This window comes from Rhodopseudomonas sp. B29 (genome assembly GCF_000333455.1).
GTDB lineage: Bacteria > Pseudomonadota > Alphaproteobacteria > Rhizobiales > Xanthobacteraceae > Rhodopseudomonas.
Map to the genome: position 1 here is coordinate 14,274 of NZ_BADD01000123.1, position 12,903 is coordinate 27,176.

At 62.9% G+C, this 12,903-nt stretch carries 14 protein-coding genes and 1 pseudogene; 8 read left to right on the plus strand and 7 right to left on the minus strand.

The genetic code is table 11. The features are described 5' to 3' along the window. The first annotated feature begins 2 nt into the window (after positions 1–2). The 6 genes from I5M_RS04600 to I5M_RS04625 are packed head-to-tail and all read left to right on the plus strand — an operon-like array spanning position 3 to position 4,957. Positions 3–620: a flavin reductase family protein gene (locus tag I5M_RS04600; protein ID WP_031335382.1), complete on the plus strand. Its 618-nt coding sequence runs from the start codon at positions 3–5 to the stop codon at positions 618–620. Between the two features lie 27 nt (positions 621–647). Then, positions 648–1,970 carry an MFS transporter gene (locus I5M_RS04605; RefSeq protein ID WP_083909508.1) on the plus strand — a complete coding sequence of 441 codons (1,323 nt, stop codon included), beginning with the start codon at positions 648–650 and terminating at the stop codon, positions 1,968–1,970. Between the two features lie 16 nt (positions 1,971–1,986). Next, a complete protein-coding gene (locus I5M_RS04610) occupies positions 1,987–2,847 on the plus strand; it encodes a fumarylacetoacetate hydrolase family protein (RefSeq protein WP_022720333.1) in 861 nt (286 codons plus the stop codon). A gap of 3 nt (positions 2,848–2,850) precedes the next feature. Beyond that, positions 2,851–3,654 carry a 2-oxo-hept-4-ene-1,7-dioate hydratase gene (gene hpaH, locus I5M_RS04615; protein ID WP_022720334.1) on the plus strand — a complete coding sequence of 268 codons (804 nt, stop codon included), beginning with the start codon at positions 2,851–2,853 and terminating at the stop codon, positions 3,652–3,654. A 23-nt stretch (positions 3,655–3,677) separates the two neighbouring features. Beyond that, positions 3,678–4,070: a RidA family protein gene (locus I5M_RS04620; RefSeq protein ID WP_022720335.1), complete on the plus strand. Its 393-nt coding sequence runs from the start codon at positions 3,678–3,680 to the stop codon at positions 4,068–4,070. 11 nt (positions 4,071–4,081) lie between these two features. Further along, a complete protein-coding gene (locus I5M_RS04625; RefSeq protein WP_022720336.1) occupies positions 4,082–4,957 on the plus strand; it encodes an amidohydrolase in 876 nt (291 codons plus the stop codon). Between the two features lie 51 nt (positions 4,958–5,008). Here the strand turns inward: I5M_RS04625 and I5M_RS04630 are convergent, their stop codons facing one another. The 3 genes from I5M_RS04630 to fliD all read right to left on the minus strand — a co-directional run bounded on the left by I5M_RS04630 (position 5,009) and on the right by fliD (position 7,483). Further along, a complete protein-coding gene (locus I5M_RS04630) occupies positions 5,009–5,353 on the minus strand; it encodes a hypothetical protein (protein ID WP_022720337.1) in 345 nt (114 codons plus the stop codon). Positions 5,354–5,438: 85 nt separating this feature from the next. Continuing rightward, on the minus strand, positions 5,439–5,849 hold the full coding sequence (gene fliS / locus I5M_RS04635; RefSeq protein ID WP_022720338.1) for a flagellar export chaperone FliS: 411 nt from the start codon (positions 5,847–5,849) through the stop codon (positions 5,439–5,441). Beyond that, positions 5,849–7,483 (minus strand): flagellar filament capping protein FliD, encoded by a 1,635-nt coding sequence (gene fliD, locus I5M_RS04640; RefSeq protein WP_022720339.1) that lies wholly within the window; start codon positions 7,481–7,483, stop codon positions 5,849–5,851. The genes fliS and fliD overlap by 1 nt, the downstream gene beginning before the upstream one ends. Between fliD and I5M_RS33520 the strand changes: the two genes are divergently transcribed. Next, positions 7,467–7,604 (plus strand): hypothetical protein, encoded by a 138-nt coding sequence (locus I5M_RS33520; protein ID WP_244431933.1) that lies wholly within the window; start codon positions 7,467–7,469, stop codon positions 7,602–7,604. The genes fliD and I5M_RS33520 overlap by 17 nt on opposite strands. Before the next feature lie 21 nt (positions 7,605–7,625). On the opposite strand, the gene I5M_RS04645 is transcribed toward I5M_RS33520, so the two are convergent. Both I5M_RS04645 and I5M_RS04650 read right to left on the minus strand, forming a co-directional pair. Next, positions 7,626–8,450, minus strand: a complete 825-nt coding sequence (locus tag I5M_RS04645; RefSeq protein WP_022720340.1) for a flagellin — start codon at positions 8,448–8,450, stop codon at positions 7,626–7,628. 141 nt (positions 8,451–8,591) lie between these two features. Continuing rightward, positions 8,592–9,287, minus strand: coding sequence for an RNA polymerase sigma factor (locus I5M_RS04650; RefSeq protein WP_022720341.1), 696 nt, complete (start codon positions 9,285–9,287; stop codon positions 8,592–8,594). 690 nt (positions 9,288–9,977) lie between these two features. Between I5M_RS04650 and I5M_RS32635 the strand changes: the two genes are divergently transcribed. Beyond that, the gene (locus I5M_RS32635) at positions 9,978–11,891 is read left to right on the plus strand and encodes a hypothetical protein (RefSeq protein WP_022720342.1); all 1,914 of its coding nucleotides are present in this window, start codon (positions 9,978–9,980) and stop codon (positions 11,889–11,891) included. Here the strand turns inward: I5M_RS32635 and urtD are convergent. Both urtD and I5M_RS04665 read right to left on the minus strand, forming a co-directional pair. Then, positions 11,797–12,552, minus strand: a complete 756-nt coding sequence (urtD, locus tag I5M_RS04660; protein WP_022720343.1) for an urea ABC transporter ATP-binding protein UrtD — start codon at positions 12,550–12,552, stop codon at positions 11,797–11,799. The two genes, I5M_RS32635 and urtD, sit on opposite strands and share 95 nt — an antisense overlap. Positions 12,553–12,561: 9 nt before the next feature. Further along, positions 12,562–12,903 (minus strand): annotated as a pseudogene (locus tag I5M_RS04665) (urea ABC transporter permease subunit UrtC); the annotation flags it as partial.

Consider the following 12,903-nt stretch of genomic DNA (forward strand, 5'->3'; position numbering starts at 1 on the left):
TGATGAAAGTTGACCCCGCAGAGCTCGGCGCGGAACGTATATACCGTCTGATGAGCGGCGTCGTCGTGCCGCGTCCGATTGCCTGGGTCACCAGCCTGTCGGGGGCCGGTGTCCTCAACCTGGCGCCGTTCAGTGCTTTCACCTTCGTCTCGCAGAAGCCGCCGATGCTGGCCATCAGCGTCGGCCGCAAGGGCAAGGACTACAAGGACACGGCGCACAATATCCTGGCCAACGAAGAATATGTGATCCACATCGCCGACTCGCCGCTGATGAAGGCGGTGCACGACAGTTCGGTCGAGCATCCGGCCGACATCAGCGAGGTCGAGGTGCTCGGGCTGGAAACGCTGCCGAGCGAGCGCATTCGCGTGCCGCGCCTAGCCGCGCCGCCGGTGGCGATGGAATGTCAATTCCGGCAATGCCTCGAATTCGGCGAAAGCCGCAGCCGGCTGATCGTCGGCGAAGTCGTGATGATTCATCTGCGCGACGGCCTGATGAACGACGGCAAGGTGGAAACCCACGCGCTCGATCCGATCGCGCGCATCGGAGGCCCGCGCTACGCGCGCCTCGGCGAGATCGTCACCCTCAATTCCGTGTTCCAGACGCCGAAATCGACCGACTAAGGCCGCGGCGTCCCAGCGAGTTCTATCATGAGCAGTTCGACTACGATGCCGCAGACCGGCAGCTATAGCTTCGCCGAGCGGGCGACGATCATCTTCTCCTGTATGCTCGGCTTCGCGCTCGATCTCTACGACGTGCTGATCATGCCGTTCCTGATGGGCTCGATCCAGAAGTCACTAAGCATCTCGCTGACGCAGGTGGCGAGCGTCACCAGCCTCACTCTGGTCGGCTCGGTGATCGGCGGCGCGCTGTTCGGCTGGCTCGGCGACCGCCTCGGTCGCAAGCAGGCGCTGCAACTCACGTTGTTCGTATTCGCCGCCGGCTCGATCGCCTCGGCGTTCGCGTGGAACTATCCGAGCCTCGCCGTGCTGCGCTTCATCACCGGCATCGGCCTCGGCGGCGAGTGGGGCGCCGGCATGGTGCTGTTCAACGAAGCCTGGAACAAGGAACGCCGCGGCCTCGGCAGTGCTTTCATCCAGGGCAGCGCGGTGATCGCCAGCGCCGGCGCCTCGATCGTCGGCGTCTGGGCCACGACCTCGTTCAGCCTCGAGTGGGGCTGGCGCATCGCGCTGCTCACCGGCAGCGCACCGATCGTGTTGATGATCTTCATCCGCGTCTTCATGCCGGAATCCAAGGCCTGGCTGCAGTTCGATCAGGCGCGCAAGGCCGGGCAGGTCGCGGCGCCGGTCAAGACCACCAACACGCTGGTGCTGATGTTCCAGGGACGCCTACTGCCGGTGTCGCTGATGTGCCTGGCCTGGATGATGGGCTACATGTTCTGTTACTACGGCGTCGTCGTCTTCATGCCGACGCTGATGCAGAGGACGCTCGACGCGCCGCCCGAAGTGGTGCGCAACGTCTCCGTGATCGCCTCCATCGTCGGCGGCTGCTCTTACCTGTGCATGGGCCTGCTGAACGACGCCTTCGGCCGTCGCTTCGGCGCGTTGATCCCCGGCCTCGCTTGGTGTGCGATGGCGGCCGGGCTCTACAGCTTCGCGCACGACAAGTACGCCGGCAGCCTGTTCCTCTTCCCGATGTTCTGGACCTACATCGCCTTCGTCATCGGCAATTCGGCGCTCGGTGTCGTCGGCACCTGGCTGTCGGAGATCTATCCGATCGAGGTGCGATCGACAGCTGTGTCCTTCATCTACATGGCCGGCCGCGGCGTCGGCAGCCTGGCGCCGGTCGTGGTGCCGCTGGTGGCCGCGGCGTCCGGAGGTCAGCTCGCACTGGGCATGATGGTGGTGGTGCCGGCGATCGTGATCTTCCTGGCGATGACGCTGGCGCTACCGGAAACGCGCGGGCGCGAACTCTCGACCGCTGGTGACCAGCGTGTCGGTCAAACCACCTGAACACGAGAGAATAAGTATGCGTCTAACCAGCTATCTCATCGACAATCGCCCTGGCTACGGCGCCGTGATCGAAAAGGGCATCGTCGACCTGACCAAACGGATCGGCGATCGGTTTCCCGACCTGAAAGCCTTGATCGCCGCCGACGCAGCATCAGCCGCCGCGGCAGCCACGAAGGGGCAGACGCCGGACTATGCGATTGAAGACGTGGTTCTGCTTCCCCCCGTTCCGACGCCGGAGAAGCTGTGGTGCATCGGCGTCAACTACGCCGAGCGCAACGCTGAATACAAAGACAACTCGGCCTTGCCGAAATATCCCAGCCTGTTCGTGCGCAGCCCGTCGTCGGTGGTCGGCTCCGAGCAGCCAATTGAGAAGCCGAAGATCTCCGAGCAGCTCGACTACGAGGGCGAGCTGGTGATCGTCATCGGCAAAGCCGGGCGTCACATCGCGCGAGAGCAGGCGTGGTCACATATCTTCGGCATGACGCTGTGCAACGAGGGCAGCGTTCGCGATTGGCTGCACCACGGCAAATTCAATGTCACCCAGGGCAAGAATTTCGATCGCTCCGGCAGTATCGGCCCGTGGATCGTGACCGCAGACGAATGCGACCCGCGCGGGCCGCACGACATTGAGACCCGCGTCAATGGCGAACTGCGCCAGCAGGACACAACCGAGCGGCTGATGTTCCCGTTCGATTTTCTGATCAGCTATCTGTCGACCTTCGCGACGCTGAAGCCTGGCGACATGATCGCGACCGGGACGCCGACAGGCGCTGGCGCGCGCTTCGATCCGCCGCGCTGGCTCAAGCCCGGCGATGTCGTCGAGGTCAGCTCGTCGCGTATCGGCACGCTGCGCAACACCGTGGCGGCGGAGCGCTAGATCATGCTCGACGCGCAGACGATTTCGCTTCTCGCCGCCAAGCTCGATAAGGCAGAGCGGACCAAATCGCTGATCCCGATGTTCTCGCGTGATTATCCGGATATCGCGATCGAGGATGCTTACGCGATTCAGAGGGCTTGGACACGGCTGCAGCTCGACCGCGGCCGTATCATCAAGGGTCACAAGATCGGCCTGACCTCCAAGGCGATGCAGAATGCGGTCGGCATCGCCGAGCCCGATTACGGCGTGCTGTTCGCCGACATGTTCTACGCGGATGCCGGGCCCATCCCGTTCGATAGGTTTCATGCGCCGCGTATCGAGGTTGAACTTGCTTTCGTGCTGAAGGCGCCGTTGCAGGGACCGGATTGCACGATCTTCGATGTGCTCAACGCCACCGACTACGTGACGCCGGCGCTGGAGATCCTGGAGACGCGGATGCACCGCGTCGATCCTGACACCGGCAAGACCCGCAAGGTGATGGACACGATCTCGGACAACGCCGCCAACGCCGCGCTGGTGCTGGGTGGGCGTCCATTCCGTCCGCTCGATGAAGATCTACGCTGGATCGGCGCGCTGCTGTTCCGCAACGGCGAAGTCGAGGAAACGGGTCTCGCCGCGGGCGTGTTGAACCATCCGGCCAACGGCATCGCCTGGCTCGCCAATCGGCTGGCGCCGCATGGCGAGCATCTCGCGGCCGGGGAGGTCGTGTTGGCCGGTTCGTTCACGCGGCCGGTCGATATACGCCTCGGCGACACTTTCCACGCCGACTACGGGCGCTTCGGCTCGGTGTCGTGCCAATTCGTTTGATGCAGCCAGGATAGGAAATCAGCATGGCCGGTTCACCACGGCGCAAGAGCATCCACATCGGCGAGTTCAAGCACGTCAATCCGATCCCCAACGCCTGCCGCATCGGCAATCTGGTGATGTCGGGCGTCATCCTGGGCCGCGATCCGACGACGGGACAGATGCCGGAGACGCTGGAAGCTCAGTGCGCCAACATGTTCGCACTGATGAAGGCGACCGTCGAGGCGGCGGGCGGCAACACCGACGACATCATCAAGATGACGGTGTGGCTGAAGGACCGCTCGCAACGCGGGCCGCTCAATGCCGAATGGCTGAAGATGTTTCCCGACGAACACTCGCGTCCCGCCCGCCATGCGCTGCCGCTGGACCTCGACGGCGGCGCGCTGGTGCAATGCGACTTCACCGCCGTCATCGATTGAGAGAACCGCACGTGACCGATTATCTTCCGTTCGATCCCAATCCCCGCCGTCCCAACAAGCTGCCGCCGCCCAAGACGGTCGACAGCCAGTTTCACGTGCTCGGGCCGATCGACAAGTATCCGATCCGCGCCGGTGCGGCCTATCAGATGCCGACGGCAACCTGGGAGGCCGCGCTGCGCATGCACAAGGCTCTCGGCATCGAGCGCGGCGTGATCGTGCAGACCACGACCTACGGCGCCGATCATGCGGTGGTCCTCGATGGACTCGCGGCGATGGGGCCGAATTATCGCGGCTGCGCCAACGCGCTGGTGTTCGCTGAAGCAGACGACGCTTACCTGGCCAAGCTCAACGACGCCGGTGTCAATGGCGCGCGCTTCAGCTTCCGTCAGGCGCTCGGCGCCGTGCTGTCGGACAAGGATTTCGAGCGCGCCATCGCGCGGATTCGCGAGCTCGGCTGGTACGTCAAGATCCAGCCGGAGAAGGACGGCATCCTGTCGGCGATCGACAAGATCGAAAAGCTCGACGTTCCAGTGCTGATCGATCACATGGGGCGACCGGATCCGGAACGCGGCAAGGACGATCCGAGCTTGCGCAAGATGCTCGAACTGCTCGGCCGCGGCAATTTCTGGGTCATGCTGTCACTCGGCGAAAAGACCTCGAAAGTGGGGCCGCCGTGGGACGATGTCATCCCGATCGCTCGCGCCTATCTCGAAGCCGCGTCGGATCGCTGCGTCTGGGCCAGCGACTGGCCGCATCCCGTGTCGGTGGTGCAGCCGCCGAACGATGCCGACCTGCTCGAGCTGATGTATCGCTACGCGCCCGAGCAGGAGCTGTTGGAGAAGGTTCTGGTCCACAATCCGGCGAAGCTGTTCGGATTTCCGGACTGACGCCTTCGATCTAACCGATCAAGTCCGGGCGCTGCGCTCCACGGCGCCAGGCTATCGGAACAGCAGATCGGCGAGGGGGGACCCCAGGCAGCAGGCCAATAGCAGGCTGGTCAGCACCTTGCCGGAGTTGCTCGGCACCGAGGCCTGCTGATCCGCCGGCTCCGGCGCTGACTTAGAAGCAGCCGCGGCGGCCACGATTCGATCGGCCAACCCGGCGGGCGCGCGGACGGGCTTGGTGGTGAGCGCCTCGCGGATGAGTTTGGATTCCGCGATGAGCGCCTGGGCGGTCGGGGAGGTGGCGAGCAGGCTTTCGGCCGCCAACCGCTGAGCATCCGGCCAGCGGGATACATCATCCCCCAGACGGTCGATCAGATCCTCGAATTCCGAAACCTGCATGGTTTGCTCGAAAGGTGCCCAACCTCTCTTAGAGCATTTGCGGGTCGCAGCAAATCGGTTTCCGGCCGGCGCAAGCCCGGGAAGATTACGCACCGGCAGCGACAGCGCCCCGGGTCTGGGCCTCGACGAACTCCCAGGCCTCGCGCAGCTCGGTGACCGCGGTGATGATACGCTGGAAGTTGCGCGTGGCGTGCGGCCGGCCGTAGGCGCGATGCGCCGCCAGCACCAGCGCATTGTAGGTTTCGAACAGCCGGTCGCCCATAGGGCCGCTGCGGCGGCTGTCGAGATGATGACTGAGTCCGCGCAAAATGGCAGTCGCGCGTGTCAGGCAATCATGGCCTTCCTCGAACCGGCGGCCTTCCTGGGCTTCGATCGACCTGCGCAGCAGGGTGATCGCGCCGCTGTGCAGCATAACGACAGCGCGCAGCGGCGGGACGCTGACGGCGGCGCTGCGATAGGCCTGGCTAGCCCGGTAATTCATTGAACTCTGAGACATCAGCTACTCGAACTGGAGTTGAGGAGAGCCTTGAGATAGGTGAGCGTGTTGTTGGCGCTTTGGATGGCAGCCTGGTAGCTGGCGTATTGCGTCTGCAGCTGCGTCTTGTAAGTTGCCGCGTTGTTGGTGATGTCGTCCACCTGCTGCTGCATCGTGCTGTCTCTGTCCTGCAGGCTGTCAATCAGCGTTTGCAGCGAGCCGCTGCTCGATGAACTCGTCTTGGCGATCTGGTAGATTTGAGACGCGATCCCGGAGGTCGAAGTCACCGTGATCGATTGAGATGTCGTGCCGGTGTAGCTGAAGGCCATGCCGGCATAAATCGTGCCGGCTGCACCGATAATGGTGTTGCCGCTGACCGTGAACTGCGAACTGTCGCCGCCGACCGAGGCCCCAGTCAGGTTGCCGCTGGAATCGACCGTCACGTCCAGCGTGAACGATTGCGGCGAGAGGCCGGTATTGACGACGCTGAGCTGTGTCGATGACGTCGTTGTTTGAGCGGAGAGCAGCTTGGTGACGCCGCTCAGGTTGGTCGACAGAATGCTCGAGAGCGTTCCGGTATCGAGCTCGAGCTCGTTCTGGTCGTTGAACGACAGGCCGAGATCGCTCATTGTCAGGCCACCGACCGTGCTGTTGAGCGCGGCTTCGAGCTGATTGGTGATGTCGCGCATGGTGCCGTCGCCGAACAGCACCGCACCGGACGCGGCGGTGCCGTCGGAATTGGTCGCCTGCTGGGCGATCACCGCGTCGCGGTAGGCGTTGTAGTTGGTCACGAAGGTCTGCAGCGCCGAGCTGATCTGGCTGGTATCAGGTTCGATGTCGATATTGATCGTGGAATCGCTCGGGGTCGCTTGCAGCAGATTGAAGGTCACCCCGGAGAGCACGTCGGTGATGTCGTTAGTGTCGCGCGTCATCGAGATGCCGTCGAGCGTGAACTCGGCAGCCTGAGGGGTCTGAAGGACGTTGGAAAATGTTCCGGAACTGTCGGTGAAGCCCAGACTGTTGAGGACGTCGTCGCCCGATGAACTGGAGTAGGTGATTGCGGCGGCGTCCTGCGTACCGGTCAGGACCATTCGGTAGGAACCGCTCGATACCTGAACGATCGAAGCTTCGACGTTGGTCGTGGATGTCTGTGCGTTGATCGTGTCGACGATGTTTTGCAGCGACATCGAGCTCGTGACTGTGATATCGGCGGTGCTGCCTCCCGCCAGTCCGAGCGAAAACGTGCCACTGATGCCGGCGGCGCTCGTGGTGCTCGATTGCTCGGAGCTCATGACTTTGTGGGCCGTGGCGAGCTGGCTGATCGTCAGCGTGTGATCTCCGGTCGCCGCACCGTTCTGCACCGACATAGACAAGGCCGAGGATGCGCTGACATCACCGGTCGAGCTGAGTGTCGCCGACCGCGTCGCGAACGCGTTGGTGGCCAGCGAGTTCACGACCGAACTTGCCAGCGACGTCAGTCCGCTGGACAACGTGCTGAGGTCGGTCTGCAGCGTCTGATAGGCCGAGACTTTGGCCTCGTTGGCGGTGATCTGCGTCGAAATGGAAGTGGCGGCAGCCAGCTTGGCATTGACGGCCGCTGCGATCAGAGAGTCCCAGTCGATCGTCGAGGTTGTGGACGTGCCGGACGTCGTCACCGAGCTTCCGGAGGAGGTCGAGCTGCTCGTCGTCGAAGTGGTCGTGGGCGTCGTCGTTGACGTGCTGCTGACGGAGGTCATGGACGGGCACCGGTCTCAAAATGGTGCCGGGCCGGTTTGAGCCGGCCCGGCGGTGGCTTCATTAGCCGAGCAGCTTCAGCAGATACTGAGGCATCTGGTTGGCGGCGGATCCGGCGGAGACCGCCGCTTGGGTCTTCACTTCGGCCGACGACAGGGTGGCCTGCTCGGAGGCGATATCGACGTCGACGATCGCCGAATTTGCCGACTGCAGGTTCTGCGTCTGGGTCGAGATCGAATTGGCGCTGAAGTTGAAGCGCGATTCCTGAGCGCCGATGCTGGCGCGGGCTGCCGACACGGTGTTGATCGCGGTATCGAGGGCGGTGAGTGCGGAAGTGGCGCCGCTCAGCGAGCTGACATCCAGCGACGACACGCCGAGCGACGAAGCTTTCAAGTTCGACAGCGTGATGGTGATGGTGTCGCTGCTCTGGGTGCCGACCAGGACCGAAACGCCCGAGGCGAACACGCTGGTGCCATCGAGCAGGCTCTGGCTGGAATAGCGGGTGCCGCTGGAGATCGAGTCGATTTCGCTCGAGAGCTGTGAGAATTCCGAGTTGATGTAGGCGCGGCTGGAATCCGTGGTGGTGCCCGAGGCCGACTCCGAGGCCAGCGACTTCATACGCGCCAGGATGTCGCTGATGTTGGACGCGCCGCCGTCGGCGGTCTGCAGAATGGCGACGGCCTGGGACGAGTTCGTCGCGGCCTGCTGCAGGGTGGTGATGTCGGACGAAATGCGGGTCGAGATGGCGAGGCCGGCGGCGTCGTCGGAGGCCGACGTGATGCGCGAACCGCTCGATAGCTTCGACAGTGCGCTGGTTTCCTGGGCCGAGTTGATGTTGAGATAGCGGACCGCGGAATTGGCCGCCGTGTTGGTCGAGATCGCGGGCATTGCAAGGCTCCTGAGCTGATCGGCATGACCTGCCGCATCGCGGCGATGACACCGGACGACGCGGATCGGTCCCCGTCCGATGCTCGAACGAAGCGACCCCGCGCGATCAGGCGGAGAAAGCGCGCAAAGCTGAGGTTATGGTCAACAGTCGGTAAAGACGCCGCGCAGGTCGCGCTCGTGTCGGCGCAGCAGCGTTCGAAGTTGCTGCCGTCCTCGCTTGAGTAGCGACTCCACCGCGGAGACGGTAGTTGCCATCACCGCGGCGATTTCGCCGTTACTCATGTTCTCATGATACGACAGGATCAGCGCCAGCCGCTGTTGTTCCGGCAGGCGCCGCATCGCCACTTCCAAGAGGCTGCTGACTTCGCTGCGCTCGATCACCAGACTCGCATCGGGCTGCTGATCGGCGACTTCCGGTACGGTTTCTACATCCTCGGTGCGTGGCTTGCGTCGAAGATCGATGCAGCGATTGCTGATGACGCGATACAGCCAGGTCGAGAATTTGGCGCGGCCGTGTTGCCAGCGGCCGCGGTGGGTCCAGACCTTGAGCATGGTGTCCTGCACCACGTCTTCGGCATCCGCGGCATTGCCCAGGATACGAAGCGCGACGGCGTAACCGCGATCGATGTGGCGCTCCACCAAAGCACGGAAGGCCGCCTCATCGTCGGCGGCCAGCCGATCGAGCAGTTCGGCGTCTTCATCGAAGATCATGTCCCCGGGCAAGGGAGCGTCGGGGACAAGGGGCGGTGAGATCGTCTGCGGTGTCGGCTCGTCGGCCGGCGCGAACGTTGCGACGCTGGCCTCGGCAGGCGCCAGGATTTCGACCGCGTAACTCATTCCGCACCCTCCAACCCGCAACGCCGCTGGCCCCAACCCAGTCCGGCCTCATCGTGTTGAACGGTCTTCCGCATCCATCCAGGCGGAGAATTTTTATTATTTTTCATATACTTAGTAGGTATTTTCTGCCGACCGCCAGGCAGTTTTTGCCGACTTGAATCCGCGCTGGGTTGCGTCTCCTGCGCTCGACCGTTGGTGAGGCTCAGCGAGCCGAGCGACGGCGCAGCCCGCGATCGTCGCTCGGCTGTCGTGCGCCGCGCCACCACCAGGATCCCGATCACGTGCGCGACCGAGCGACGAAATGTTGCTGCGTCGGTTGCGCTTTGGCTGTGGTCAGCGGCCAGTGATGACTTGCGAATCATGCGATCGAGACTAGCGCAAATCATCACGCTGTCAGTCGCTGATCACGTCGAATGGCAAAGCGAACTAATTTTTTCTCGTCCGTTGCGCCTGATTTTTACTAACTAAACGTTGAACCGGCGACAAACAACCGGATTGCGAAGTATGAAAGCCGTTTCTGTCGGCAACGAACAGCGGCCGTTGACGAAGTACGCGTGTTCGTTCGATGTTTTCGATACATTTCTGGTGCGCGCGTGCACGACGCCGAGTGGCGTATTTGAAAGGGCTTTTCAGCTTTCCCGCATTTCGCTTACTTTTCCGAATGTGTCTGACAATTTCTGTCAGCATCGAATGTTGGCCGAAGCCCGCGCGCACAGGATAGCCCAGGAGCGTCACGGGTCACCCGAAGTACACATCACGGAAATCTATTCGTACTTCCCGTTCAAGCTGTTCGGCCTGACTGAAGATGCCCTTGGCGAGTTGGTCGCGGCGGAGTTCGCGGCGGAGCTCGACCTGTGTCGGACAAATCCGGAAATACATTCGCAATATCTCGACAACAAGCAGCACGGCCGCCGCGTCGGATTCATTTCCGACACCTATTGGGATTCCGCGCGGCTGTCGCTGCTGTTGCGCGCCTGCAGCCCAGGACTCGAATGGGATTTCCTTTACGCGTCTTGCGAACATCGCACCGGCAAGAGCGAGGACCTGTTCGCCACCTATGTGGCCCAGGAGGGCATCGATGTCGATTTGGCGATGCACATCGGTGACAACGAACACGCCGACATCAAGGGCGCGCGTCGCCACGGCATTCGGGCGCGGCATTATCCGCAGGCCGGCGCGAGACTGACGTCGCGGTTGCATCGCGAGGCGTCCCTGTTCGAACTGTTGTGCGAAGCTCGTCCCTCGCAGCTCGACGGTGGCGCCCGCACGCTCCGTCGCATGGTCGCGGCGCGCTCGGCAGAGAGATCGGCCGCCTATCACCTCGGCGTCACCGTGGTTGGCCCGGTGATGCAGGCCTTCAACACGTTCGTAACGGCTCGATGCTCTGCGCTTGCCAGCCCGGATCGGCGAGTCGGCATCGGCTTCCTCGGCCGCGACGGCTTTCTGCCGCATCGTATCTGGCAACAGTGCGGCGGCGCACCTGCGGCTTATCTCGAAGTCAATCGGCGGGTCAGCCTGCTTGCATCCGCGGACACGATAGAGCCGGTATGCGAGGTCTTCCGGAAAATTCCACGCATCGACGGGCCGACTTTCCGCGACATGCTGAAAGTTCTGCCGCCGGCCGTTGCGACGTTCTTATCAGCCTTCCCCGACGGCGTCGCCACCGGCGCCGATCTAGCCGATGCTTTGCCTGGCTTGATGCAGCAGAGCGATATCGCCGACCTCGCCTCCGGCATACGGGCCCGCCTAATGGGCTATCTGCGCGAGATGTTTCCGGATTTCGACAGGCTCACCGATTTGGTGCTGGTCGATATCGGCTATTCGGGCAACGTCCAGAAGGCGCTGAGCCGTGTGCTGCAACTGGAAGGCGTGCCGCTGCGGTTGCACGGCCTTTATCTGTTCTCTCTCAATGACGCGCTGGAAGACGTTCCCGACCGCGACAGTGCGGAGGGATTCATCTCCGATACGACCGTCACTCCTCATGCCAACCGTATGCTGGTGCGCAACGCGTTGATGCTGGAGCAGATCTGCTGCTCGGGCGAGGGGTCGGTACGCGACTATCACGGCAGCCGTGTGCTGCGCGAACCCAATCCGCGCTCTGTGGCGCAGATCGGCCTTTGTGCGGAGGTCCAGGCCGGTGCATTGGCATTCGCCGATGTCTCGACGGAAGTCGCCTCGGCCTTCAGGCTGGCGCCCTATGCCGATCTGAAGCGTACTGCGGCTTGGAGCGCTGCTGTCATCGGCCGTCTTCTGCTGCTGCCAGACGACGAGGAATTGTCGCTGCTGAACGCCTTCCAGCACGACGTCAATCTCGGCACGTCCACCCTGTCGCCGATGGTCGACGGGGCGTTCATCCATCGCCAAATTCTGGCGCGCGGATTCGTCGGCGCGTGCAATACGGTCCCACCGCCGATGTGGATTGCCGGCAGCTTCGCCGCGCTGTCGCCCGCCCACGCTTATTGGTACACGCTGTTCGGGGCCAACGCGATCGGGGCGGACACCATCATGCTCAATGTCCCAGATAGACTTCGACGACCTTGGGGTCGTTCTTCACCGCCTCCATGGTGCCTTCGGAGAGAATCTGGCCCTGGTGCAGCACGGTGACTTTGTGGGCGATGTCTTCGACGAATTTCATGTCGTGCTCGATCACCAGCACCGAACGGTTCTTGATGATGGTGTTGAGCAGCTCGCCGGTCTTGATTCGCTCGCTGACGCTCATGCCGCGAACCGGCTCGTCGAGCATCAACAGCTCGGGGTCCTGGATCAGCAGCATGCCGATCTCAAGCCACTGCTTCTGACCGTGGCTGAGCAGCTCGGCGCTCATGTTGAGCTTGTCTTTCAGGAAAATCATCTCGGCGACTTCGTGGACTCGGTCGCGCACCACGCTGTCCCGCGTGAAGGTCAGCGCACCGAACACGGTGCGGCCGCGCGGATAGGAGATCTCCAGATTCTCGAACACCGTGAGATCGTCGTAGATCGACGGGTTCTGGAATTTGCGGCCGACACCGGCCTGGACGATCTGGTTCTCCTTCATCTTGGTGAGATCCTTGTCGCGGAAGTGGATCGCACCGGAGGTGGCTTTGGTCTTGCCGCAAATCAGATCGAGCACCGTGGTCTTGCCGGCACCGTTGGGGCCGATGATGACGCGGATCTCGTTCTCTTCGACATAGAAGGACAGATCGTTGACCGCCTTGAAGCCGTCGAACGACACCGTCAGGCCTTCGACCGACAGCAGGAAGTCCTTGGGTTGATGACCGATCAGCATGGGTCTCTCCTATTCGGCCGGTGCGCCGTCGGCGACGGGGCCGAACGACTTGCCATTGGTGGAGTCGGAGCCGGGCTTGCGCGAGGCGAACAGCCGGTCGATCCGCGGCTGGACATAGTCGCCCCAGATGCCGGCGAGACCGTTGGGGAAGGCCAGAACCACGGCGATGAACAGGCCGCCGAGACCGAACAGCCATAGCTCGGGGAAGGATTCCGACAGGCTGGTCTTGGCAAAGTTGACGAGCAACGTGCCGTAGACGGCGCCGAGGATCGACAGCCGGCCGCCGACCGCGGTGTAGATCACCATCTCGATCGACGGCACGATGCCGACGAAGGACGGTGACATGAAGCC